Below are 25,564 nucleotides of genomic sequence, written 5' to 3'. Positions count from 1 at the left end.
GCAGTAGGTATTTAAAAAATAAGTTAGGAGCATATTAGATGTATTTGGTGATTGATATAGGAGGAACTTTTATAAAATATGGATTAATGGATACGGAAGGTAATCTTCACTGCAAAAATAAAAAAAGAACGACAACAGAAAATTTAATTGCTTTTAAAAATATTCTTTATGAAATTGTGGAAGCGCATGACCTAACGAATATAAAGGGAATTGCCCTTAGTTGTCCTGGAACAATTGATGTGAATACAGGGATGATTTATTATGGTGGCTCTTATCCATTTTTGCATAAAGTAAATTTGGCTTGCGACTTGCAGGAGAAATACGGAAAAAAGGTGACCATTGAGAATGATGGGAAATGTGCAGCATTAGCTGAGCTATGGCAAGGTAGTTTAAAGGAAGTGAATGATGCAGTTGTTTTGATTCTCGGTAGTGGAGTTGGAGGAGGTATTATCCTTAATAGACAACTTCATCGTGGAATAAATTTATCTGCAGGTGAGCTCAGTTATGTGATGAGTAATATAGATATAGCAACAAAAAAGGGAAGGTTTGTAGGGAATGATTGTTCGGCTGTTAAAATGGTAAAACATATTGCAGAAATAAAACAATTGGATGATTTAACAGACGGAGTAGCAGTTTTTGATTATATTAACTCTGGTGATAAAGAGGCTAACGAGATTTTTGATGAATATTGTCTTTATATAGCTGCCCAAATAATGAATTTACAATATATTTTGGATCCAGAACTATTTTCCATAGGGGGTGGGATTAGTTCGCAACCTATTCTACATGAGAGAATCCATTGGGCAATGGAGCAATTAAGAAAGGAAAACCCTTTCCACGTAGCAAAACCAGTAGTGGTTCCTTGCAAGTTTCTTAGTGATGCTAATTTGTATGGGGCTCTGTATCAATTTTTAAAAGGAATGAAAAAAGGTGGGGAAATCGTGTATGAGTGAAATGATTTTTCAACAAAATCAAGATAGAATGATTATCGAGAATAAGAACTTTTTACAAAAGGCAGAGAGATTACTTCCTAGATTAAAAGAAGCAATTGTTCTTCCCGTTCAAATAGTAGATGTAGTTCCTGATGATGAAATCATACATGGTTGGAAAACAAAACATATTCATTCCATAGAAAAATTACCTGATTTAACTTTAGGTAAAAAGGATCAAATTATCCTTGACTTTGATAATCATCAAGTAGGCTATTTATCCCTGCACATTAAACCAGTAGGGAGCCCACCGGATGCGCCGCTTCATCTGAAAATCACTTTTGGAGAGATGCCAGTTGAAGTCGCCGAGGATTTTTCCACCTACAATGGAATTATAAGCAGTGCTTGGTTACAAGAAGAATTTATTCATATGGATGTATTACCTGGAATCCTTAATTTAGAGAGGCGCTATAGTTTTCGATATGTAAAAATAGAAGTACTAGCTACCTCACCAAAATACAAGGTTTGTTTTAATAATATAGTTTGTAAAAGTGTAAGTTCAGCAGACACAGCAGCTGTTAGCAAACTGGAGAATTCAGATTTACTTCTGAAGAGAATTGACGAAGTCAGCATAAAGACACTTGTTGATTGTATGCAGGAAGTATTTGAAGATGGTCCGAAACGTGATCGCCGTCTATGGCTAGGAGATCTCCGCCTTCAAGCGTTAGCTAATTATGCAACAGTTAAGAATAATGACCTAGTAAAACGCTGTCTATATCTTTTTGCAGGCACACCAGACGATAAAGGTAGGATTGCTGCCAATTTATTTATCCAACCAGCTGTTATTGCAGATGATACTTATTTCACTGATTACTCTCTCTTTTTTATGGATACATTAGTAGACTACTATAAAGAAACAAAAGATACGGAGACGCTGATTGAACTATGGCCAATTGCTTTTAAACAAATAGAGAATACCTTAAAGTCTTTAGATACAAATAATCTTTTAAAAGGAGAAGGATTCTTTGCTTTTATTGATTGGGCTGAAGGATTGGAAAAGGAAACAGCTGCTCAAGGCATCCTTATATATATAATGAAAAAGGCACTTTCGATTGCAGAGATAGTTAATAAAGAACACGCAATTTTTTTAGCGGATAAAATTCCTCTATTAGTAGAGGCAAGTAAAAAACATCTGTGGGATTCAAATACTGGTTTATTTATTAGTGGTAAAAATAAGCAGATATCCTACGCAAGTCAGGTATGGATGATTCTTGCAGGTGTTCCTTCGACAGTGGAGGCACAATGTATTCTAAGGAAATTATCAACGGTCTCTGCTATTGAACCATCGACTCCTTATATGTATCATCATCTTGTAGAGGCATACATAGTTGCAGGAGAAAAAGAAACCGCTGTGAAAAAAATGAAAGAATATTGGGGAGAAATGCTAAAAGATGGAGCAGATACATTTTGGGAACTCTATAATCCAAAAGATAAAACTTTCTCACCTTATGGAGGCTACCTAATTAATAGTTATTGCCATGCCTGGAGTTGCACACCAACCTATTTAATCAGGAAGTATAATTTATAACAGACCTTTTTATTTTTTCACCTTTAAATAAAATTACATATTGGAATTTGAGGGATATAGAGGGACAATTACCATGAATTGGTTGGATATATTCGCAGTAGAATGGTCTTTTTGAATACATACTAAGGATTGAAGTGAAGTATTAGATTAATTTGCGGTTATACGATTTAGTATTCTTTATAGTTAATTCAAAAGATATCATTTCCTATGTAGGATTTTATAGGGAGGGATGGTTCTCCTGCTTTCTTTTTAGAAAATTTAGGAGAACCATCCTTATTTTCATCATTTTCTCATTTTTTTATACTAAAATGGATGAGCAAAAATTTAACAAGGAAAGTGAGAGCGTGAATGAGAACAAGGAAAAGCAAAAAGAAAAAGATATGGATTACTTTAGGAGTAATTATTGGAATACTTGTTATTGGATTAGGGTCTTATGCGTTTTATCTATTTCATAGCGTAGAAGAGACAGCAAACAAAATGTATAATCCTCTTGAAGGTGATTCGAATTCAGAGAAAAAAGCAAGAGAAGAAAAGCTTGATAATACAAAACCAATCTCTATTTTGCTCATGGGTGTGGATGAAAGAAAAGGTGATGTAGGAAGATCGGATACTCTCATTGTCATGACTTTGAATCCAAATAATGATAAAATGCAGATGGTAAGTATTCCTCGTGATACGAAAACAGAAATCATTGGGGATGGGCGAGTGACAAAAATCAATTCAGCCTATGCTTATGGCGGAGTGAAAATGGCTAAGGATACGGTAGAAAATTTCACAGGTGTTAAAATGGATTATTATATCCAAGTAAATATGGAAGCGCTAAGTGATTTGGTTGACGCCCTTGGCGGAATTACTGTTCAAAATGACTTGGATTGGATTGATGAAGGATATTATAAAAAAGGCTATCATTATAAAAAGGGAACTTTAACATTAGATGGTCCTCAAACATTGGGATTTGTTAGAATGCGTCATCTAGATCCAAATGGTGATTTTGGACGAAATGATAGACAGCGGGAAGTCATTTCAGCTATTATTGATAAAGCTACAGGAGTATCAACAGTAGCTCATTTTGATGAAATACTAGATGCACTTGGAGCAAATGTCAAAACAAACATTACGTTTGATCAAATGATGAGCATACAGAAAAACTACCGTGATGTGCGAAAATCCGTAGAGCAATATGAAGTAAAAGGACAAGGCACTCCTCCTGGACAAACCTATTATTTAAATGTTCCAGAAGAAGAAAAAACGAAAGTTCATGATATGTTGAGTGAGAATTTACAATAAAGAAGGTTAAAAAGGTACTAGCTGACAATAGCTAGTACCTTTTTTAGGGAGGACAATTATCCTGTCTCTGTCTTTGCTAAAAGGATGCAATGAATTGCAAATTTCAACAAGTATAGGAATTTCTTCTTATAACCCAACTGCTCTTTCTTATATGGATGAACAAAAAAACTGAAGAAAGCAGTTTTTTTTGTTTTTCTAAATTGTCAGGAAAATTTTCACTATAATAAATATAGACATACTGTATTCCAATAGTAGAGAGAGAAATACTTTATATAGAAAAAAGAAGGTGGTAAGTGAAATGGCGAGAAAGAAGGTCTTAGTAACAGGTGGGGCAGGGTTTATTGGAGGAAATTTTGTTCAATATATGGTGAATAAATATCCGGATTATGAAATTTATAATTTGGATTTACTAACATATGCAGGTGATTTAATAAAGCATAAAACAATAGAAGGAAAGGAAAATTATCACTTTATTAAGGCAGATATTGTAGATAGAGATACCATCCTTGCTCTTTTTGAAAAAGAGAGGTTCGACTATGTAACACATCTTGCAGCAGAAAGCCATGTTGATCGCTCTATTACAATTCCAGAAATTTTTGTAAGGACAAATGTTCTTGGCACGCAAGTATTATTAGATGCGGCAAAAACAATTGGCGTGACAAAGTTTCTACATGTATCAACAGATGAGGTGTATGGAGAATTAGACTTCGATTCCACTTCCTTCTTTACGGAAGATAGCCCACTTCAACCCAATAGTCCCTATAGTGCAAGTAAAGCATCTTCAGATATGTTTGTTCGTGCCTATCATGAAACATATGGTTTACCAATTAATATTACCCGTTGTTCAAATAATTACGGACCCTATCAATTTCCTGAGAAATTAATCCCTTTGACGATTTCTCGTGTTATAAATGATCAAAAGATTCCTATATATGGAGACGGGAAGAATATTCGTGACTGGCTACATGTATATGATCACTGTACAGCCATCGATTTAGTGCTCCATAAAGGTGAAAACGGAGAAATATACAATATTGGTGGGCATAATGAACGAACAAATTTAGAAGTAGTAAAAACCATTATAAACATACTAGGTAAGTCAGAAGAAATCATCGAATTTGTCCCTGATCGCCTCGGCCACGACAAACGATATGCCATCGACCCAACAAAAATAACAGCATTAGGCTGGCAGCCAACCTTCACATTTCAAACTGGCATAGCCCAAACTATCCAATGGTATAAATAGAAGCAGTGGGAAGTATCTTCTGCTTTTCATTTAGATTGGATCATTAGGATAATTGTGACTGAATAGGGAATAATATTTCTAAAATGCATGAGGTAATAGCTATTTATTCTTCCTTTTTCTATTCCTGTGGTGCCTCCCGCAAGCAAATAATTTTTTTTCTTGTTAAGCAATTGATATGATTAAGAATGACTTAAACAAGAAAGGATCTTGCAAAATGGCAAATTTAAATATACCTTTATCTGTATTAAACCTTGCTCCAATTCGTGAAGGACAAAATTCTAAGGAAGCTATTGAATCAATGGTGGATTTAGCACAAGCAACGGAAAAAATGGGTTATAAACGCTATTGGATTGCTGAGCATCATAATACTTCTACACTTGTAAGTTCGGCAACTGCAATCTTAATTAAGCATACGCTTGAACACACAGATAGTATTATCGTAGGCTCTGGTGGAGTTATGCTGCCTAATCATTCCCCATTAGTGGTTGCAGAACAATTTGGGACGATGGCAACGATTTATCCAAATCGAGTTGATCTAGGTCTTGGAAGGGCTCCTGGAACTGATATGCTGACTGCGAGTGCATTAAGACGCTCTCAAAAGGATTCAGTCTATACATTTCCTGAGGATGTTAACGCCCTTCTTACGTACTTTGGACCTGAAGAAGAACAAGGATATGTAAAAGCTCATCCAGGAGTTGGTACAAATGTACCGATATATATTCTTGGTTCTTCTACTGACTCTGCTTACTTAGCGGCAAGTCTAGGTTTGCCTTATGCTTTTGCTTCTCACTTTGCACCAAGATATATGGCAGACGCAATCAAGATTTATCGTGAACGTTTCAAGCCTTCAAAGTATTTGGATAAGCCTTATATGATGGTTTGCTTGAACTTGATTGCAGCTGAGACAGACGAAGAGGCGGCCGTATTGCAGACGTCTACTCATCAATTTTTCCTGAATGTTGTACGTGGTACACAAATGCCGCTTCAGCCACCAGTAGAAAGTTTAGATGGCTTATGGAATTCACAGGAAGAAGAAATGGCAAAATCGATGTCAAGTGTCACTCTTATAGGAAGTAAAGATTCTGTTCGGAAGCAGCTTATCGCTTTCCAAGACCGTTTTAATGTGGATGAAATAATGGCTGTTTCTTATATTTTTGACCCTGAAAAGCAGAAACGCTCTTATGAGATATTGAGAGAAGTGGTAGAGGGGAAATAGGTTTTACTTGAATGAAATATAGTGATATGAAAAATGGTACTTGCTCTCCTGAGAGCAAGTACCATTTTTCATTATTTCTCTTTATCCTCTTTCTCCTTTTCCTGTTGCTTCTTTTCCTGCTCCTCCGTTATCTCAAAATCACGATCTACCGTTTTGTTTTTTAAATCCTCATTTTTAACCATATATTAACGCCCCCCTTTTTCTTATATATAGACGATTTGAAGGACATTAAACATGAATGAATTAGGAAAAATGGGATTATGTGGGGTTTGGGAGTCGGTGGGATAGTTCTCCAGCTTCCCTAAGCTTAACGCACCTCATAAAAGGAATCAGTAGAACCGTCCCTCTGAGTACTATTAATGAAATTCGGGTATTAATAAGGTAATAGGGAGGTGATAGTTGATGGCGGAAAATAAAGGGAAGTCAGCTTCTTATAATCCACAAATGGATATGGATAATCCGGAACAATATCCTACAGAGAATGAGAGTATATTTGATAAGTTTGAGATAGAGCAGACGGTTGATCCTATTCCAATGGAAGATTTAAAAGAAGAGCTAAGAGAAGAAAAGGCAAAACATGATACAAAAAATACGTCTTCAAGTGAAAAAAAATATAAAACAGGTATGTGACATAGAGGGAAGCATAGGGACGGTTCTTTTGAGGTTATTAAAATAAAAAATCGAGACTTGATAAGTACTCGATTTTTTTGTTGTTATAGTTTTCTTTCTATGTGGTAAATATGTATATTGCAAATAAAAACATAAATAAAGGGGCTGGGACATAAGTATTCCAGCCAAGGATAATTCCGAACAATTATACGAAGATGCTAATGAATGTTCCGTATAATTGTTCGGGCTTTTATTTGTTTTTCAAAGGATGTTTCCATGAAGTTTGGTGCGATTCCCCGCAGCCGGAATACACTTCGCTTTCCATGGGGCTCGCGCTGAGCCGCTTCGGCCTGTGGCCTGCAGGGTCTCAGACTGTCTCGCTAATCCCATAGGAGTCTTCGTGTATTCCGGCTGCTCTGTTTTTCCAACTAATTATATTTCCTCTTGTAAAAAGTATGCGAAAGCAGCCGCTATTTACTAGCTATATTAGAAATTGTTCGTCTTTACAGAGTATCTATTTAGTTATGTCCCATCCTCTTGAGAGAGTCAATTATTTTTTTGTGAAAACAACCTTATTTAAGCTGGAAATATTTATCCGGTCTCCTGTTTTTAGTGTAGTGGTTACACTAGTTACAGAGTAGCCATCTGATTTATTAGAAAGAATCTCATTTACTAACAAACTATTTCCTCTATAAATAATTAAATTGCCAGAACCGCTTGGTGTTGTTATTTTATATTTTCCTGGATTAATATCCTTCCCTACAGTCCAATATCCAGCATGGAGAGTATTTGATTTAACGTTGGATACTTGCTTAAACTGCACATTATTTAATCCTGCAATTTCAATGGAATCGCCATTTTTGATATCGGTTGTCACAGCGATAACACCGAAATCATCTTGCTCGCTTGAAAGAATTTCGTTTATAAATCGATCGGTTCCCATTCCGATAAATAAATTGCCACTACCAGAATTAGTTGTAATTTTGTAACGACCAGCAGGAAGGTCTTTGCCTGCTTTCCATGTTCCTGCACTTAAGCTTTTTACATAAGGTACAGTTATCGTAGCAGTTGCGTTTTTTCCATTGGTAGTGGAAGCGGTAATTTTAGCCGTACCTGCACCTACTGCGGTTACTTTTCCTTTGCTGTCTACTTTGGCTACTTTGTCATTCGATGTTTTCCATTTTACTGTTTTATTGGTTGTATTACTAGGACTAACTGTTGCAGATAAAGTTAGTGTTTTTCCTTTATCTAAAGTAGCGGCTGTTTTATTCACCTTTATTGATTTAGCAGCAACTGGGGCAGTAATTGTCACTTTTACCTTTACCTCTTTAGCTCCTTTCACTGAAGCTGTAATGGTAGCTGTACCTTTTTTCACCCCTGTTACTTTCCCTTTACTATCTACTTTTGCTACTTTGGTATTGGAAGATTTCCAGCTAACTGTTTTATCGGTACTATCTGAAGGGGAAACAGTTGCTTTGAGTGTTTCTGATTTCCCTTCTGTAATAGATAAACTAGTTTTATTTACTTTTACCGTTTTAGCAGAGACAGTGACTGCAACTGTTTTAGCAACTTTTGAGTTATCCTTGGCAGTAGCGGTAATCGTTGCTTTCCCATTAGCCACTCCTTTTATATTCCCTTTTGTATCAACCGTTGCAACTTTTGTGTTAGAACTTTTCCATTGCACCGTTTTATCAGCTGCATTTGCAGGTGTTATAGTAGCAGATACTTTGAATGTCTGATTCTTTGTGATATTTAAAGTAGACTTACTTAGTTTCAAATCAGTCGGTACAATTTTTGTAACAGTAACGGTAATGCTCTTCTTTATATTAGGATTGCCTTTTGCTGTTGCAGTGATTGTTGCATTTCCTGCTTTTACGGCTTTCACATTTCCGCTTGCATCAACTGTAGCTACTGCCGCATTATTTGTTGACCAGGTCAATCCTTTATTTGTAGCATTTGCTGGTTGTACTGTAGCAGTTAATTTTTCAGTTTGGTTTACTTTAAGCGAAACACTAGATTTATTGAAAGTAATGCTTTGTGGAATGATGTTTTTTCCGTAAAGCTTATTGTACCAATCATATAGTAGACGTATACTATGTCTCCTTTAGAGATAGTATCCGAATAAGGTTCGTCTTCTGGATAGAGGATATCCGTTCTTTTTTCATTATAGTTTTTATCGTAGATGCCTATATATACTACATCTTCTTCATCATCAGGATTATCAAAATTAATGGTTTAATTTCCTGCAGGTATATCGGTTCCAACTTCATAAAAACCATTGGATATTTTCTTTAAGTTAATTTTTGAAATAGACGCGACTTCTACTGGAGAAGAACCTCGGGATAGATCGAGTCCAACTATATCCCCTTTTTTTAAACTGGCAACAAATTGATTGGAACTATAGTAATTATCACTATCAATTTCTTCCTCAATAATTGTATAATCTCCTCGATCAACGTATAATTCTGCCGTACCACTGGAAATGGTAAATTTATTTAAACCTAGGGATAAATCCTTTCCTACAACATAAACCCCGGTTTTTAAAGTTTTAGCGGCAGCTTGTACATCGAGAGTAGTACTTCCTGACGCTAATGAAAAAACTAATAACAGCATAACAATAGCTTTCATAGCTAGATTCCTTTTCATTCGAACCCTTCTTCCAATAATAGATTAGTAGTATTACAGGATGATTATAAACGTTTTCATTGGAAAAATCATCAAAAAAAGGGAAGCAGAGGGACGGTTCGAGCCCACTGAAAAAGTCTTTTTTTTCGTGCGAAATGAAGAGCAAGCATATTTGAAAGTAAAATAAGGTTGGTTTGGAGAGGCGTCCGCTCGACTCCTATGGGAGCTGCGAGAAAGTCCGAGACCCCGCAGGAACGTAGTGACGAGGAGGCTTGGCGCTCGCCCCATGGAAAGCGAGCGGACGCCTCGGAAAACAAATCCATCATCTTATGTTTAAAAATGGCTATTGTCCATCATCATTAACTAGCCAGTTTTTCTGTGCCCTCGGACGGTTCCTCTGCTTCCCTTTTTTGGGGTACTAAATTAAAAGAGAAACGGTAGAACCGTCCCTCTGAGAGCGTTACTTACCTTCTAGTTTTTCCAAAGCAGATGCTGCAATTGCTGCGCAAATGTCCCCAACAGTGCTTAAGAGACCAAGAACAAAATCTATCACTTAGCAATCAGCTCCTTTGAGAAGATAATACCATAAAATGGAATGAATCTGCTAGTGATGCCTTTAAAAAAGAAATCACTAGAACTATCTCTCTGCGTCCCTCTAGAAAAACGAGCACCTGAGAAGTTCTTTCCCAGGTGCTCGTTTATCAAAAATTATCACATATCCCTATCTCTGTGGAAATGCTACCGTATATTGTTTAGGAATTTCTGTTTCTTTTCGTAATTGTGCAGCAGCTTCAATGGTCCAATATGGATTGCGAAGCATGCCTCTTCCAACTGCAACAAGATCTGCATCTTCGTTTCCGATAACAGAGTTTGCTAATTCTGGTGAGTCTAATCTTCCAACTGCAATAACTGGTACAGTTAATCCTTGTTTAAATGCACGAGCTAAAGGAACTTGGTATCCGACATGTGTTCCTGGTTTACCTGCAGCAGCAATTGGACCTTCTCCACCCGCACTGACATGGAAAATATCTACTCCAGCTTCTTCATACTTTTTAGAAAATGCAACACTGTCTTCAATATCATATCCGCCCTCAACATATTCTTTACCAGAAACACGCATGATTAACGGCATATCTGCTGGCATTTCCTCTTTCACAGCTTTAATGATTTCTACACCGAATTTTGTTAGATCTTTGCCGTATTCATCTTCCCGTTTGTTTGTGTAAGCAGATTGGAACTGGTGAATTAAGTAACCATGAGCACCATGCAACTCGATTGTATCGAATCCAGCTTTAATAGCACGAGCAGCAGCCTGGCGGAATTTCTCTACCATGCCTTTTACTTCTTCTGTTGATAATTCTCTTGGTGTTTTTGACTTATCATCAAATGGAATAGCAGATGCTGATACTGGCTGTGGTGCGTCTTCTGCTTTTCTACCAGCATGGGCAATTTGAATACCTACTTTTGCGCCGTATTGATGACATGCATCTACAATGCGTTTTAATGGTGCGATATGCTCATCAGACCATAAACCTAAATCATTATCGGAAATACGACCATCGGGTTCTACATCTGTCATTTCAATAATGATTAACCCAGCTCCACCAATCGCACGACTTACATAATGGACATAATGCCAATCTGTTGCGATTCCATCTTTCTTCTCCACTGAATATTGACACATTGGAGGCATCACTACACGGTTTTTTAATGCTAATCCTTTATAAGAAAAAGGAGAAAATAGATCTTTCATATCCATGCCTTCTTTCATTGAAATTTAATTGTTTGTCTAAAAATTACCACCAGCGATCGTTTAATTCAAATATTCTGCTTTCAACAAGAAATTATTATGCACAAAAGGGGGAAAAAGATCCGTTGTCTCCCTCTAGTATGTGTGGATTTTAGAACCTTAAATACTAGTAAAAAAAATTATCCATTAAGAGAAATCAATTTTAATATTAAAATATTTTAAATATACAGTAAATTAAAGGTATATTATTTTATCTTATTAATATGTTGTTATATAATGAATATAATTACTAAAATGCGGCTTCAAGTAAAAAAAAGGCGCAACTTCACAGAGGAAGACAATTGAATACTCAAATTATTGGGGGATGGAGATGATAAAGTGAAATTACGTTCCATTATCTGTTTTCTTAAAAGACGGCATAAATTTAGCTATTACTCCAATAAGTGTGTGCGTTGCGGCAAAAAAAGAGAGATATAAGTCTATACTTAATAACTAAATGAATTAACTTTTATAATACTCTTAATAAGGAGTATTTTTTTGTTTTAAAAGTTATTTCTTGCTAAAACTAATGGTATTAGTTAAAATAAAAACTAATACCATTAGTTTTGTTGAGGAGGTTAATCTATTGAGAATAATCCAACGTAATTATTTATATCAGTTAACATTTCTGCCAATGATTTTTCCAGTAAACTGCTATCTGGTTGAAGAAGGAGAAGAATTAACATTAATTGATGCTGCTTTACCTTTCAGCTATAAAAAAATTCTAGCGTTTGCGGAAGAAAGAAAAAAGCCAATTACGAAAATTATTTTAACCCATGCTCATGGTGATCATATTGGATCATTGGATGCTTTAAAAGAGAGACTACCGAACGCAAAAGTTTATATATCGGTAAGAGATGCTCGAATATTGAGTGGGGATCATACCATCGATAAGGAAGAGGAGCCATTTGTTTTAAAAGGTGGCCTACCAAAAAATATTCAAACAAAACCAGACGTTTTAATAAAAGATGGTGAACAAATTGGTTCTCTGTTGTGCATTGCTTTACCAGGTCATACACCTGGGAGTTTTGGATTTCTTGATAAGCGAGATAATAGTTTGATTGTTGGAGATGCTTTTCAAACAAGAGGAGGCCTCGCTGTTAGCGGTCAATTTAGAGCTTTTTTTCCATTCCCAGCAATGGCTACTTGGAATAAAGCAGAAGCGATAAAGAGTGCAAAAAAAATACTTCCTCTTAATATAAGTCTTCTTGCCACTGGGCATGGAAACTTACTTGAAAATGCTCATCTATCCATTGAATCATTACTTGAAAGAGAAAGGGGATAACTATGTCACCACGAGCAGGGATAACAACCCAAGATATTATTACATCAGCAATAGAGATTGCCAATACAGAAGGGATAAAGGAAGTAACGATGGCTAACTTGGCGAAGCGACTTCGAGTTAAATCTCCTTCTCTTTATAATCATATTAGCGGACTACCCGATATTATGAATCTACTCACATTACGAGCTCTCGAAAACCTCTATCAAGTACTGAAACAAGCAGTTTCCCAGGTCAAAAAAGAAGTGGCGATTCATCCGTTAAGTATTGCTTACTTAACCTTTGCTAGAGAGCAGCCAGGATTATATGAGTTAACTATCGAATCCACTTCAAAGAAAGGGGCGGAAATTACCGCTGCTGCCAATCAAATAATTGCATTGTTGACAGAAGTATTAAGCCCTTACAATTTAAGCAGGGAAGATACCATTCATGCTATTCGTGGCTTAAGAAGCATTCTCCATGGCTTTGCATCCATAGAAAACCATAATGGGTTTGGGATGCCGATAGATGTGAATGAAAGTTTTTATTATTTAGTTTCTACCTTTATAGAAGGCTTGGAAAGGCATTAAATCGTTTATCCCACCCTTAACGGACAGTAAGACTCCGCCCTCAAGCTTATGAGTAAACGAGGAAGATTGGTGGGAGATCAACTGTCCGTAAAGGTCCGATTGGTTCGACTAACCATCAGTAGGGAGGAAGGAAACCCCCTACGGATGGAAGTTTCACTTTATTGGAGTCACTATTCGTAGTGGCTCTTTTTTTTGGAGAAAAATTTGCTGAGAAAACATATATGTGGTTTTAAAAAAAAGAACGTGTTAAAATAGTTCAGTCACTTAACTAATTAATGGAATATCCTCTATTAATAATAACGATAATATTCGCAATAGTAAATATACAGCGGCTAATCGATAACATTAGTCATTTTTTAAAGAGCAAGACAGAAATAAGGTAGTGGATGCGGAGGGAAAGGAGTAAACTATGTCAATAAGGACAATTATAGCTGATAAAGACAACCGAATAAATGCCTGTATTTGTCATTATCTAAAAGCACATTCAGATATTGAAATTATTGATGAGTGTAATAATGGCAAGGACTTACTAGATAAAATTATCAAGTTCAAGCCAGATTTAATTATTACTGAGGTAAATCTGCCATTCAAGGATGGATTGGAAGTAATGCAGCAGTGTTATAAATTATGTAAGGATGTTAACTTTATCTTTATTGCGGATTCTGAAGAGTATGCACTAACTGCATTAGAATTAGAAGCAATAGATTATCTAATGAAACCAATTAGGAATTTTCGCTTATCAAAATCGATTATAAAAGCAAAACAAATAATAAAAAAGCAAAAAGAGAATCAGGCATTCCACTCTATCAATAATTTGCCAGTTAAATATAGTAAGGGCATGTACTATATTAAAAAAGAAGAAATATATTTTATTGAGAAGATAGATAAGAAATGTGTTATCTATACAACTAGGGATGTATTTGAAACACGAGAAAATATCGGAGAGCTATTGCATCAATTGAATGGCTCATTTTGTCTGTCTCATCGCTCCTATATTATCAATCTAGAAAAAGTCACGGAAATTAGTCCATATAAGGAAACATATATTGCTTCCTTTAATGGAGTTAATAGACAAGCGAAAATATCCAAGCTGAAAATTGATGAGGTCAAGAAAAGGGTATTGATGTTTTTATAAAAGTAGTTCTTTTTTATCTGTTAGTTAGAAATAAATATGTCGAAATGTGGAACATTTTGTAGAAGCTCTGAAATGTATCAAGTTCTGTTTAAAATGTATGCTTTTCATTCATAAATGACTGAAAATACGTCTCAATGGCGGTATATCGAATAGACAATTAATGACAATTTCGGTACATTTACTTGTATGATTAGGTCAAATGGAGAGAATCAGGACTTTTAGTTTATTTTGGAGGATACCCTAAGTGGATATAATAAAAAGATTAAAAAGCCAAAATTTTTATCATGTATACCAGCCTATTTGGAATATAAAAGAATGGAAAATAATTGGATATGAATCATTGTTGCGTATTTCTGATGATCCAGACTTACCGTTAGAAACTTTTTTTGCTAATGCAAGAAAAGAGAATTATTTATCTAAATTAGATACCTTTCTTATCAACGATACGATTGAACACTACCAGACACTTTCAGCAAGAAGGAAGAAGCCACTATTTATCAATATATTTCCATCGACTCTATTAGATGAATTATTTGAATCGTTTATATTATCATTAGTAGAAAATTTTCCTGCTATGAAAGGCAAGATTATTTTCGAATTAAATGAAACCGTGCTAGATAGTGAATTATGGGATTTACCACTATTTAAAGAAAAACTCCAGTTTTTAAAGGAAAACCAGTTTCAGATTGCATTAGATGATTTTGGAAAAGGGGTCGCTAACTTTCAAAATATCATGGAGGTGTCTCCAGACTATCTTAAACTAGATCGCTATTTTTCTAATAATTTAGCCTTTTCTCCCGAAAAACAAAAAATAGTTCATTTACTAATGGACTTTGCAGATGAAAAGATGAAAGTTATCCTTGAGGGAATTGAAGAAGAGACAGATTTAGCTATGACAAAAGCACTTAAGGTTCCTTTTGGGCAAGGGTTTCTGCTAGGGAAACCAGAAATGTTAGTATAAGCTGATTATAATGAAAGGTCCATCTTTTTTCTTCTTCTACTCCTATTTAATAAAGAGAGTAATGGGTATAATATTGTTTTATCTCACTCTTAACGAGCAGCAAAACCCAACCGCAAGCTGCAGAAAATCGAGGAAGCTAAACTGCCCGTAAAGGTCCGATAAGTGCAACTAACCTCCACTGAGGGAAGTTTTCTTTATAGAAAAAGCTGTCGTAACACTTTGTTTAGATTTCGCTTTCTAACATGCGATTCAAACATTTGAGGGCAGCTATTTTTGTATAGCTAGGATGGAAGACCCGAGAGAATAGTTCAAAATGCCATTGGAATATTATAAGAAAGTAGTTATATTTTACTTAAAGACTTAGAGATATATGAGGGAGTATGGGACGAAAACCTTGTTGCTAGTAAAAGGAATAGATGGTTATGTTAAACTTTTTGGTTACTTTAGTTAGCATTTAGGACTCCTTAACTATACAATCATTACCCAGATGAAATGGGAGATAATCAAATGGATCATCAGGTGTAGTCTTATATAGAAAGGAGAAAGAATGGAAACGCTAACGATAGCGGTAGCTGAAGTAGATTCACATATAAGTTCTTTTTTACAAGAATCTATTGCTATACATTCTAGTTTTAAGATAATAGGTGAAGCAAAGACTGGTGAAGAATTATTAGAATTAATTTATCTGGAAAGACCCAATATTATTATTGTTGACTATGATTTACCCTCTATCCATTCCACTATTTTTAATAGCGCGTATAAGGATTATCTTCCCGCTTTTGAGTTAATTTTAATAGGAAGGGAAAAGAAGTTGGCAATAGAAGCATTCAATTATTCAGCAATTGGTTATTTATTCAAGCCTATTGAGGAATCACGACTGCTATCCCTTTTATATAAAATAAAAGAATCACATTCCATAATTAAAAGAACTACTCAGAACGGAAAAGACAAGAGAATTCTAATTAAGTTAAGCAATCGTTTTTTCTATTTGCGAATAGAAGATATACTATACATAGAGATAATAGCTCGAAAGACAATCATTCACACTGTAAAGTCATCTTATGAAACAACGGAGGCTTTTCTATCTTTTGTTGATCGATTACCTTGGTATTTTTATCGTACCCACCGTTCCTTCCTTGTAAACCTAAAGAGAATCACTCGAATTGAATTATTCGGTGAATCTTATTTGGCTTACTTCGAAGGAACAGATAAAAGCGCAAACATTTCAAAATTAAAAATTCGAGAAGTTCATTCGCTGCTGATTCGATAAGATTATTTGAAAGGAAAGAAGAGTAGAGGGACGGTCTTATTGAGGGCACTGAAAAACTGGCTAGTTAATGATGAAGGGCAATAGCCACTTTTTAAACATAAGATGAGGGATTTGTTTTCCGAGGCGTCCGCTCGCTTTCCATGGGGCGAGCGCCGGGGTCTCGGACTTTCTCGCAGCTCCCAGAGGAGTCGAGCGGACGCCTCTCCAAACCAATCTTATTTTCACTTTCAAATATGCTTGCTCCTCATTTCGCACGAAAAAAAGACTTTTTCAGTGGTCTCGGTCTTATTGTGGGCTGTTTTTCTGCTTTTTTACACATCGAGGCTCTTGTAATAACGAAATAGTCCTCACAAGAACCAGCCCCGAATTCCAACAAAAAGAACCGCCCCTCTGCTTCCCTTATTCCTTAATAAGAAGATAGATAAAATATGGTGCTCCTAAACAGGATAAAACAAGGCCGACTGGTATTTCTGAGCCAACCATTAGACTTTTTGCGACTATATCTGATGTTAAGAGCAGAAGGGCTCCTATTAGTGCTGCTACTGGTAGGAGTCGCTGATGTTTTGGACCGACAAGCATTCTTGCTAAATGTGGGGCAAGAAGTCCTAAAAAGGAGATTCCTCCGCCGACAGAAACACAAGCTCCTGAAAGTCCGACAGCAATGAGTAAAAGTATTCCTCGTTCTCTTTCAATGGAAACACCGAGTCCTTTTGCGAGGTTATCTCCTAACTGCAATAGATTAATTGATTGAAACTTGCTCATTGCAATTGGAACTAGAATAAGGATCCAAGGTAAAAGGGCAAGAACATAACTCCAGCTTGCACTCCAGATACTCCCTGATAGCCAAATAGTTGCTTGGGTAAAATCACGAGGATCCATCATCAATTGAAAAATGATGATTAAAGCACCAAAAGCAGAATTAATTCCGATACCAACCAATACTAAGCGGACAGGTGTAACCCCATCTTTCCATGCGATTATGTATATTAAGGCGGCTGCAACTAATGCTCCAGCCAGTGCAAAAAATGGCATGATATAAACAGATAAGGGACCAGCTTGAAAAGAGCTTCCTTGAATAAAGAAGATATAAAGAATAACTGCGAAGCCAGCACCTGAATTGATACCAATAATCCCTGGATCCGCTAAACTATTTCTGGAAATACCTTGTAAAATTGCCCCGGCAATAGCCATTCCAATTCCTATTAAAATGGCAATGACTGTTCGTGGGAGTCTAAAATTATATAAAATATTAAAATTTTGAGTGGAGCCTTTGCCAGTAAAAGTTTCTATCACTTCTATTGGGCTAATTTTTATGGTTCCCATATTTAAACTAAGAAAAAATACAAAAATAATTGTCCCAATTAGAATAGCGCTAATGATATATAATTTCCTATTAGTTGAATTTGAAGAAAGCATTATAGACCTCTCCCTTCGCGACGTGCTAAATAAAGAAAGAAAGGAACCCCAATTATAGCAGTTATTGCTCCTAATGGTGTCTCAAAAGGAGGGTGAACTAAACGTGCAATTACATCTGACAGCACTAATAAAAGAGCACCTACAACTGCCGAACAAGGAATAATTAAACGATAATCCGATCCTACAATAAAACGAACGATGTGAGGAACAACAAGCCCTACAAAGCCTATTGTTCCACCGACTGCAACTGCAGCTCCAGTTAAAAGTAAAACAACAACGGTACCCAATAGTTTCACAAAACCAACTTTTTGCCCTAAACCTGCAGCAACGTCCTCCCCTAAACTTAAAATCGTAATGGATTTGCTAATGAAAAAAGCAAGAATTAATCCTAAAATTGCTATGGGAATAAGTAATTGAACATTAATCCATTGTACGCCTGCGACTCCCCCTGCATACCAAAAGCTAATATCCTTTGCAACATCAAAGCGAAGGGCGATGCCAGTTGAAATTGAACCAAGAAGTGCACTAATAGCAGTACCGGCAAGGGCTAATTTCATTGGTGTTAATCCCCTTTTGGAGAGAGCACCGATTAAAAACACTAAAGCCGAACCTAAACCTGCGCCAATGAAAGCAAATAACATAATCGTCATGTTTGAAACAAAAGGCATAAAAGCAAATGCAATAGATACAGTAAACATAGCGCCAGATGTTACACCCATTATAGAGGGAGAAGCAAGTGCATTTCTCGTCATCCCTTGCATTATCGCACCTGAAACAGCAAGACTTGCTCCGATAAAGGCTGCCGCAAGCGCTCTCGGCAAACGTAAACGATAAACGATTTGATGAGCGGTTGAAGTACTATCATAATGAAAAATCCCTTGCAAAACAGTTGAGAAGTTAATGTCAGCGACACCTAGTATGATGGACATGCAAATAGAAAAAAACAGCAAGATGAGTCCAATAATAATAACTAAAGTTGCTGCTTTTGGTCGAAATACCGTTGCTTTTTCACTTTCTATAGAATGACTTTTACTCATGAAGAACCCACTTTCCAATTAGGTAAAATAAAGATAATAATAATATGTAAATTGTCGAATAATAAATAACGGTGGTAAACTTTTTAATTAATTCTACTATAAAATTAGTTGAAAATCGATATTTATATTGAAAGTGATAATCGTTATCATTTATAATCTAGTTATATCATATTAGGAGGATACATAATGAACAACCGTAAAGTGAAGTTTGTATTATTTACATGCTTATTACTTGTCTTCACAGTGTTAGCAGCATGTGGAAATAATAATAGTAAGGAAGATAATGGAAATAAAGAGAACGGATCTTCCGAAGAAGCGAAGGATCGTACAGTAACAGATGCAATCGGAAATGAAGTAACAGTTCCAGCAGAGCCTAAAAGTGTTATTGGTTCTTATCTAGAAGATGACTTAGTAGCCTTAGGAGTTACTCCAGTTGCACAATGGTCCATTCAAGAAGGAAAAGGAGTGCAAGATTACCTTCAAGAATATTTAAAGGATGTTCCAACTATTGATTCTGCATTGCCATACGAAGCAGTATCTAGCTTTACTCCTGATTTAGTATTAATGTCTTCAGCTTCAGTAGTAGAAGGGGCGAAATATGATCAATATGCGAAGATTGCTCCAACATATGTAGTTGCCAAAGAAAATAATAATGACTGGCGTACTAGATTACAAACAATAGGGGATGTAGTAGGGAAAAAAGAGGAAGCAGAAAAAGTACTAGCTGACTATGATAAAAAAGCAGAAGAAGCAAAAGGAAAAATTCAAGAATCCATTAAGGATGAATCAGCAGCAGCAATCTGGCTTGTATCCAATCAATTATTTATTGTAGGAGAAAATGTATCAAGCGGTGCGGTATTATATGGAGATTTAGGGTTGAAAGTACCAGAAGTTGTAAAAGAAATTTCTGCTACAGCAACAGGTAACTGGTCAGCGATCTCATTAGAAAAATTAGCACAACTTGATGCAGATCATCTTTTCCTAATTAACAGTGATGGAGAAGGAGCAGAAGTATTAAAAGATTCCTTATGGTCCAATATTCCGGCCGTGAAAAACGGAAATATTTACGAATACAGCCCAGACTCAAGCTGGCTATACTCCGGTCCAATCGCTAACACACAAATCATTGACGACGTTGTGGAAAGTTTAGTGAAATAAGAGTATATACTCTTTGATTTTGTAGTGGAGGAAAGCAGGGGAACGGTTCTACTGAGGACATTTCTCTAAATTATAAACGCCAAGAAAAAGGGATGAATACTTTTTCTTGGCGTTTTATTTTTTCTAGGAATTTTAGTTTAAACAAATAAAACTCCATGAATTGTCCTCACAAGAACCGTTCCTATGATTCCCTTCTTCTATAATATCGAAATCTTGAAACGAGCATGTCCATTACGATTTGATAGATAAAGGAGTGGGTTTGGATATCTGTTTGATGTGGGAAGAGAATGGAATCGGCAACAAAATCGTAGTCATTTACCTTTGGATTGGAGGAGATGACGACGATTTTTGCTTTTGTGTTTTTAAATACATTTTTCTTAGGTGTTCCTGCCCGAAGTTGCTGTTTTTCTAAGAAGTTTCCTGAATTAGAAAAAATAATGATTAGCGTATCCTCTTCTGCTTCTGCAATGTATTCCTCTTGTTTAATATCGCTTTGAAAGGTTACAATAAATTTCCCATTATAAGCTAATTTATATTGTAGATCAAAGGCCGCTGATTCTGAGAATAATAAGCCAAATGAAGCAACATTTTTGAAATGAAGGATATCCCTTGCTAGTCTGTCAATAGCTTCTAAATCAATTTGCTTTTTGTATGCTTCAATATCTTTTATGATGGCATCAAAGTAGCTTTCTGTCCCTGATTTTTCAATAGAAGACAAGATATTAGAGACATAATTTAAATCATTTTGATATCGGTTCTCAATAAAAGGCGCTGCATCTTTTAAGTCAAAGTAGTCATCAAATCCGATAGAGCGTGCAAATTTCTTTATTAGAGCCTAACTTTGTAGGACTTGTAACGGAAAATGGAACTACTGTTGATTTTCTTGGCATTCCGACTGTTTTAATGACTTATTCTGGAACAGTAATTCCGGCAATTGTTGCCATTTATGTTTATTCTCACTTAGAGAAAATTTTAAAGCGCTTTATTCCAAAAAGCATTCAAATTTTTGCCCTCTCAATGGTTGCGTTGCTAATTATGGTACCCCGGTTTATCCGTTATGCCGCTATTCAAGAAAGATTGATTGGACCGGATGGAACTTATCCTGTGATTGGTCGTTCCAGTACATATCGATTTGGAGCATTTCAAGCTTTGGCTCAAGCAGCGCTGCAAGATTCCTTACCTACTAATGTCACGCCTGCTCAAGTAAGATGTGGTTTAACAGCTGTGGTTGAAAAGGGAATTCGTGCAGCTGGGACGTTTGATGAAAAAGGGTGGCTCTTGCCTGGGGTATGTGGACATCAACCTGCTTTAGCTGAATCCTATATTGGAATTGGAAGTTTATACCTTTGTTTAGCAGTATTTCTACCATTGGGGATTTCTGAAAATGCTGCTTTTTGGAAAGAGAAGGATACAGACTGGAGTAGTAAAAAAATATGGCAAGGGGAAGAAATTGCCATTGATCATAGTATCTAGAATTTCCATCTAGAATGTAAACAGAGTTACTGTAGGTAATAAAAAATTATTTGTTAAATTGGATCACTAGTGTTGCATAAATGTTGTTAGAATATTCAGTTTAAATATGTCCCCTGTTAAGAGCCAAAAAAGTAAATACCCAACTAAAGGTGGATCCATCCATTTGGAAATTTTTTTACAATTAGACTTAAGAGACGACGACAATTTGTTTATTAAGGAATGGTTTTTCCTTCAATCTTTCGAAGCCAAATATGTGCTGGTTTCCACAAAGCTGCCCGTAAATATCGGCTAATTTGTAGGGTTTTTCGTTTACTTTTTGTCTCGATTTGTGCGAGAACATGCAGGCAAAAAACAATAAGTGCGATAAACACTTGATTCTGAATTGCCCATTCGCTTTGGCCGTAAAACTTTTTGATATGGAGATGTTGTTTAATCCATTTGAAAAATAACTCAATCGCCCAGCGTGATTTATACATCTTTGAGATTTCTTCAGCACTTAAATCAAAACGATTTGTGATTAAATGAAGCTCATTTCCTTTTGAATCAATCACTTTTAGAAGACGAAAGTAATTTTCGGCACGGTTTTGCGTCGTACCAATCAACACCATTTGATCCGACAAAACAGATGTATTCTCGGGTAGTTTAAAATCGTAAACCTCCCGTATGACTGCGTTTTTTCGCAGCCTAGAAAGGAAAAAGTAGCCGTCATCTGTCATCCGATCAAAGCGTTCGTAGTCTAAGTAACCACGGTCAAACACATACATACATTCCTTGTCATCAACCATTACTTCAAGCTGACCGCGGTCATGTTCTTTGGCCGTTGTCATAATGGCCTTTTCGGGATAGGATATACCTTTTTCCATAAACACAAGGCGTAAGTGCAATTTAACACCCGCTTTTGTTTTGCGGAATTTTGCCCATTTATGATTAGTCAAATTGAGAGGCAATGTGCTTGAATCAATGATTTTTAATGGCATCACAAGTTTCGTGTTGTGCGTTTTGGCATGAATTTGTGAAACTAAATCAAGGAAAAGCTTTTGGAATAAGTCTGGATTCATGCCATTTAAACGGCGTGAGAGTTGGGAAATACTGATAGAATCAAGATCAATGCCCTTTTGCAGTTGATCATCGAAAAGACAATCGCTCAGCGCATGCAGACTTTCGACTTCTTCTAGCTGCGCAAAAAGTAATAATTTTAGAAATGACTCTGTCGTTAGTTTTTTCGTATAGAAATCTAATTTCAACGTTTTCACGTTTTCTTCAAATAATTGAAGATTTATTGGTGAAAACCATTGTCCAAATGAAGTTTTTCGTGTAATCTTGTCCATGCGATAGTCCTTTTTAGTGGATTTGGACGGGTTACCACCTAACTTATCCATTATAAAGGACTTTTTCTTTGCATAAAATGATAAAATTGAACATTTCAAGTATTTTTAATAGTTAAATTAAATTAACGCAACACTAGTGAAATTGGATAAATAAATTACTGATATAAGTCACGTTTTATAGGGAGTTTTTTAGCTCCCTATAAAACGTGTTCCATAAGGTTTTATCAGGAATGTGTAATTTCTTACATGTTCTACTTGAAGCATTGAATGACCTTAACGGATTTACTAATTGCCGAAAAGAAAATTTAAATATCTTTACTATAGAATATCTACAAAAAATGAATCGGTTGCCTCTATTAACCAAGAAAGATTATTATTGGCGAAGAAGATTGGTACGACAAGTGTGGTTGTAACTACGAAAAATGCAAAAACGGATACAATCGTTGTTAGGGTGACGAAATGAATGGTACATTGCTGTTCATTTTACAATAAAAAATAATTTTGGAATAAATCTTATAAAATACGAAGTTATTTCGTAAAGGCTTTTTATAAAGCTCGATTGCTAGAATGGCCAATCAGCGAGGAAGTAGTAATCTCACTGATTGGCCATTTTTATCCCACTTTTAATGGGCAGTCATCCCCACTGTTGGACGTTTGCTTTATTGTTCTTATTTAAATAGAAATACGATGGTTTCCATGAAAGAAAAAAGATAAAAAACATAGTATCATGCTACTTATCCCAATATTCCCCTAAAAAGGAGTCACCATTGCGGTAAAATCGTGGATCATATATGCCAATTCTATTATTATCATCTACAACTACAACAAAGGGTGACCATTTATAAAGAGTAGCTGCAGCAGGATTTTCTGCAAATAACAGATTAAGATCTGCCTCATTGCTAGAAGTAATTCGCTCCACGAAATCAGCCTTTGTTAGAAGCGAATCATTAATAATATCAATTGTATTGTCATTTTTGCCAATAACGGTAAAATGCCAAGGGACAAAGCTGGCGGATAGTGCAAGATCCTGATAATCCGTCTTATAATTTTTGTATAAAATAGAGCCTTGTATAGATTGAATAGCAATATGAAGCACAATTAGCACCCAGCCAATACGGAACAATACATGTGTTTTTACTTTAGGATAAAGCTTGGATCCGATAAATGTTAATAAAAAGATGAACCATATCACTAAATCAACGATAGGAACCGTACCGAAAGTTAATCGAACAGATGAAAATGGTTCGAGATAACCTGTTCCCCATGCATTAAACACATCACTAGTATTGTGGATAAATACTGCAAGAAGTGCAATGAAATAGGATTGAATTCCCTTTGTTTTAAATACCAAACGATTGATAATGTAAAAGAATAATGCCCATAGAGGAGCTAGAAAAATAGAGTGCGTAATTCCTCTATGCCACATCTGATATTGACCAGTAGTATCCCAAAGCTGTGATATAACATCAATATCAGGGATTTGACTGGCACCTATGGATGTAATAAGAAGGGCATATTTTTGTTTCTTATTCATTTTTTCTTTATTGACACTTTGATAGATTCCGACTCCAAATAAGGTATGTGTAATAGTATCCATATTTCCCCCGCTCTTGCAACGAATAATCTTTACTTTATCCCACTTTGACAGTAAAACTCCCTCCTCAAGCTCATGAGAATAAGAGGGAGATAGGTGGGAGATCAACTGTCCGTAAAGGTCCGATTGGTTCAACTAACCATCAGTGGGATGAAGGAAAACCCCCACTGATGGAAGTTTCACTTTATTTTCTCTAATATTTCAATATATAGTTCGTTTTTGGTGGATGTTCTTTTATTCATCTTTACAAGGTGATACATCACAATGATGAAAAAGAAAATCCATGTGAATAGTTGTACAAAGAAATCAAATTCAGCATTTACTGTAATTTCTATGCTGAATATCCTCGGATTTTGAATGAAATACAAAAGGACTCCAGCGAATAGAGTAGAAAAAATAGCCATAATTGTGGCGGGAAGGGAGACTGTATTTCTTTGTGCCCTAAAATAGGCTAGTAAAAGCTCTCTTTTCTCCTTATCGATTTTAGTAAAGGCCTCTTTTATAAGCTCAAGGTTATCCACAAGATTATATTTTGGCTTGATGTCTTTAAAGAGATTTTGTTCTAGTCTTCTGCCGCCATTTCCTCCATCATCAACCCATTCTAAAAGGTTTTTATAATGTTTCTTTTTCCATCTTGTTTCACTATTAGAAAGAAGTTGTAAGAAGCTATCTAAAAGAAACATAATAAAGACAGAAAGTAGAATCGAAAAAATCCCATTGATAGCTGGTTGATTTAATACTTCCATTGCACTCATTATTGCTAATCCTAAAAATAATACAATAAAAATAAAAGTAGCCCATAGTATTCTGTTCATAAAATCATCACCAATACATGTTAATTTAAGTAATATTTAACTTTACTTTCATTATAGCAATTTATTGGAGGGAAACATAGGGACGGTTCGAGACTACTAAAATACGGCATAAATTGACGATTAAAAATAGCATAGTATTAAAATGGGATATTGTAATGGATTTCCGAGACGATTGCCATGCTTTCTGGGGCTATTTCGAATTTTCTCGCAGCTCCCATCGGAGTCGAGCGGGCGCCT

General features: G+C 35.8%; 23 protein-coding genes. 14 read left to right on the top strand and 9 right to left on the bottom strand.

The annotated features are described in order from the left end of the window. Positions 1–38: 38 nt before the first annotated feature. The 6 genes from NKG37_RS03115 (at position 39) to NKG37_RS03090 (ending at position 6,896) form a co-directional block, all read left to right on the top strand. Complete coding sequence (locus tag NKG37_RS03115) at positions 39–953, top strand: ROK family protein (protein WP_254415776.1); 915 nt, start codon at positions 39–41, stop codon at positions 951–953. Further along, positions 946–2,517: an alpha-L-rhamnosidase-related protein gene (locus NKG37_RS03110; protein WP_254415775.1), complete on the top strand. Its 1,572-nt coding sequence runs from the start codon at positions 946–948 to the stop codon at positions 2,515–2,517. The genes NKG37_RS03115 and NKG37_RS03110 overlap by 8 nt, the downstream gene beginning before the upstream one ends. 348 nt (positions 2,518–2,865) lie before the next feature. Then, entirely contained in the window at positions 2,866–3,804 is a 939-nt protein-coding gene (locus NKG37_RS03105) for an LCP family glycopolymer transferase (protein WP_101729459.1), read from the top strand. 298 nt (positions 3,805–4,102) lie between these two features. Then, complete coding sequence (gene rfbB, locus NKG37_RS03100) at positions 4,103–5,050, top strand: dTDP-glucose 4,6-dehydratase (protein ID WP_101729458.1); 948 nt, start codon at positions 4,103–4,105, stop codon at positions 5,048–5,050. Between the two features lie 214 nt (positions 5,051–5,264). Next, on the top strand, positions 5,265–6,266 hold the full coding sequence (locus NKG37_RS03095; protein WP_254415774.1) for an LLM class flavin-dependent oxidoreductase: 1,002 nt from the start codon (positions 5,265–5,267) through the stop codon (positions 6,264–6,266). Positions 6,267–6,668: 402 nt separating this feature from the next. Next, positions 6,669–6,896 (top strand): hypothetical protein, encoded by a 228-nt coding sequence (locus NKG37_RS03090; protein ID WP_254415773.1) that lies wholly within the window; start codon positions 6,669–6,671, stop codon positions 6,894–6,896. Positions 6,897–7,425: 529 nt separating this feature from the next. On the opposite strand, the gene NKG37_RS03085 is transcribed toward NKG37_RS03090, so the two are convergent. The 3 genes from NKG37_RS03085 to NKG37_RS03075 all read right to left on the bottom strand — a co-directional run bounded on the left by NKG37_RS03085 (position 7,426) and on the right by NKG37_RS03075 (position 11,253). After that, on the bottom strand, positions 7,426–8,907 hold the full coding sequence (locus tag NKG37_RS03085; RefSeq protein ID WP_254416356.1) for an Ig-like domain-containing protein: 1,482 nt from the start codon (positions 8,905–8,907) through the stop codon (positions 7,426–7,428). Positions 8,908–9,110: 203 nt separating this feature from the next. Next, positions 9,111–9,521: a hypothetical protein gene (locus NKG37_RS03080; protein ID WP_224428095.1), complete on the bottom strand. Its 411-nt coding sequence runs from the start codon at positions 9,519–9,521 to the stop codon at positions 9,111–9,113. A gap of 700 nt (positions 9,522–10,221) precedes the next feature. Continuing rightward, positions 10,222–11,253 (bottom strand): NADH:flavin oxidoreductase/NADH oxidase, encoded by a 1,032-nt coding sequence (locus NKG37_RS03075; protein ID WP_169189251.1) that lies wholly within the window; start codon positions 11,251–11,253, stop codon positions 10,222–10,224. A 622-nt stretch (positions 11,254–11,875) separates the two neighbouring features. On the opposite strand from NKG37_RS03075, the gene NKG37_RS03070 reads away from it, so the two are divergent. The 5 genes from NKG37_RS03070 (at position 11,876) to NKG37_RS03050 (ending at position 16,506) form a co-directional block, all read left to right on the top strand. Then, positions 11,876–12,574: an MBL fold metallo-hydrolase gene (locus NKG37_RS03070; protein ID WP_254415772.1), complete on the top strand. Its 699-nt coding sequence runs from the start codon at positions 11,876–11,878 to the stop codon at positions 12,572–12,574. 2 nt (positions 12,575–12,576) lie between these two features. Then, positions 12,577–13,140, top strand: coding sequence for a TetR/AcrR family transcriptional regulator (locus tag NKG37_RS03065; RefSeq protein WP_254415771.1), 564 nt, complete (start codon positions 12,577–12,579; stop codon positions 13,138–13,140). Between the two features lie 409 nt (positions 13,141–13,549). Beyond that, positions 13,550–14,275 carry a LytR/AlgR family response regulator transcription factor gene (locus tag NKG37_RS03060; protein WP_254415770.1) on the top strand — a complete coding sequence of 242 codons (726 nt, stop codon included), beginning with the start codon at positions 13,550–13,552 and terminating at the stop codon, positions 14,273–14,275. Between the two features lie 244 nt (positions 14,276–14,519). Continuing rightward, positions 14,520–15,236 (top strand): EAL domain-containing protein, encoded by a 717-nt coding sequence (locus NKG37_RS03055; protein WP_169189247.1) that lies wholly within the window; start codon positions 14,520–14,522, stop codon positions 15,234–15,236. A 547-nt stretch (positions 15,237–15,783) separates the two neighbouring features. Beyond that, positions 15,784–16,506, top strand: a complete 723-nt coding sequence (locus NKG37_RS03050) for a LytR/AlgR family response regulator transcription factor (protein WP_169189246.1) — start codon at positions 15,784–15,786, stop codon at positions 16,504–16,506. Positions 16,507–16,905: 399 nt separating this feature from the next. On the opposite strand, the gene NKG37_RS03045 is transcribed toward NKG37_RS03050, so the two are convergent. Next, entirely contained in the window at positions 16,906–17,922 is a 1,017-nt protein-coding gene (locus NKG37_RS03045) for a FecCD family ABC transporter permease (protein ID WP_212118397.1), read from the bottom strand. Beyond that, positions 17,922–18,959 (bottom strand): FecCD family ABC transporter permease, encoded by a 1,038-nt coding sequence (locus NKG37_RS03040; protein ID WP_169189244.1) that lies wholly within the window; start codon positions 18,957–18,959, stop codon positions 17,922–17,924. The genes NKG37_RS03045 and NKG37_RS03040 overlap by 1 nt, the downstream gene beginning before the upstream one ends. 186 nt (positions 18,960–19,145) lie before the next feature. Here NKG37_RS03040 and NKG37_RS03035 point away from each other — a divergent pair, with 186 nt between their 5' ends. After that, positions 19,146–20,117, top strand: a complete 972-nt coding sequence (locus NKG37_RS03035) for an iron-hydroxamate ABC transporter substrate-binding protein (protein WP_224428093.1) — start codon at positions 19,146–19,148, stop codon at positions 20,115–20,117. A gap of 181 nt (positions 20,118–20,298) precedes the next feature. Here NKG37_RS03035 and NKG37_RS03030 read toward each other — a convergent pair whose 3' ends face one another. Continuing rightward, positions 20,299–20,835, bottom strand: a complete 537-nt coding sequence (locus NKG37_RS03030; RefSeq protein WP_169189242.1) for a MurR/RpiR family transcriptional regulator — start codon at positions 20,833–20,835, stop codon at positions 20,299–20,301. A gap of 95 nt (positions 20,836–20,930) precedes the next feature. Here NKG37_RS03030 and NKG37_RS03025 point away from each other — a divergent pair, with 95 nt between their 5' ends. Next, positions 20,931–21,590: a DUF2264 domain-containing protein gene (locus NKG37_RS03025; protein WP_205835669.1), complete on the top strand. Its 660-nt coding sequence runs from the start codon at positions 20,931–20,933 to the stop codon at positions 21,588–21,590. A 212-nt stretch (positions 21,591–21,802) separates the two neighbouring features. Here NKG37_RS03025 and NKG37_RS03020 read toward each other — a convergent pair whose 3' ends face one another. Beyond that, positions 21,803–22,918 carry an IS4 family transposase gene (locus tag NKG37_RS03020; protein ID WP_100525938.1) on the bottom strand — a complete coding sequence of 372 codons (1,116 nt, stop codon included), beginning with the start codon at positions 22,916–22,918 and terminating at the stop codon, positions 21,803–21,805. Between the two features lie 289 nt (positions 22,919–23,207). On the opposite strand from NKG37_RS03020, the gene NKG37_RS03015 reads away from it, so the two are divergent. Continuing rightward, complete coding sequence (locus tag NKG37_RS03015) at positions 23,208–23,381, top strand: pilus assembly protein N-terminal domain-containing protein (RefSeq protein WP_169189241.1); 174 nt, start codon at positions 23,208–23,210, stop codon at positions 23,379–23,381. A gap of 267 nt (positions 23,382–23,648) precedes the next feature. Here NKG37_RS03015 and NKG37_RS03010 read toward each other — a convergent pair whose 3' ends face one another. Together NKG37_RS03010 and NKG37_RS03005 are read right to left on the bottom strand one after the other, a co-directional pair. Next, entirely contained in the window at positions 23,649–24,515 is an 867-nt protein-coding gene (locus NKG37_RS03010; RefSeq protein WP_169189240.1) for a metal-dependent hydrolase, read from the bottom strand. Between the two features lie 176 nt (positions 24,516–24,691). Further along, positions 24,692–25,327: a hypothetical protein gene (locus NKG37_RS03005; RefSeq protein WP_169189239.1), complete on the bottom strand. Its 636-nt coding sequence runs from the start codon at positions 25,325–25,327 to the stop codon at positions 24,692–24,694. Between the last annotated feature and the right edge of the window lie 237 nt (positions 25,328–25,564).

Origin of the sequence: Niallia sp. RD1 (genome assembly GCF_024219955.1) — a bacterium.
Lineage (GTDB): Bacteria > Bacillota > Bacilli > Bacillales > Cytobacillaceae > Niallia > Niallia alba.
The sequence above is the reverse complement of the archived record's forward strand: the minus strand, read 5'-3'. Positions and strand labels throughout refer to the sequence as shown.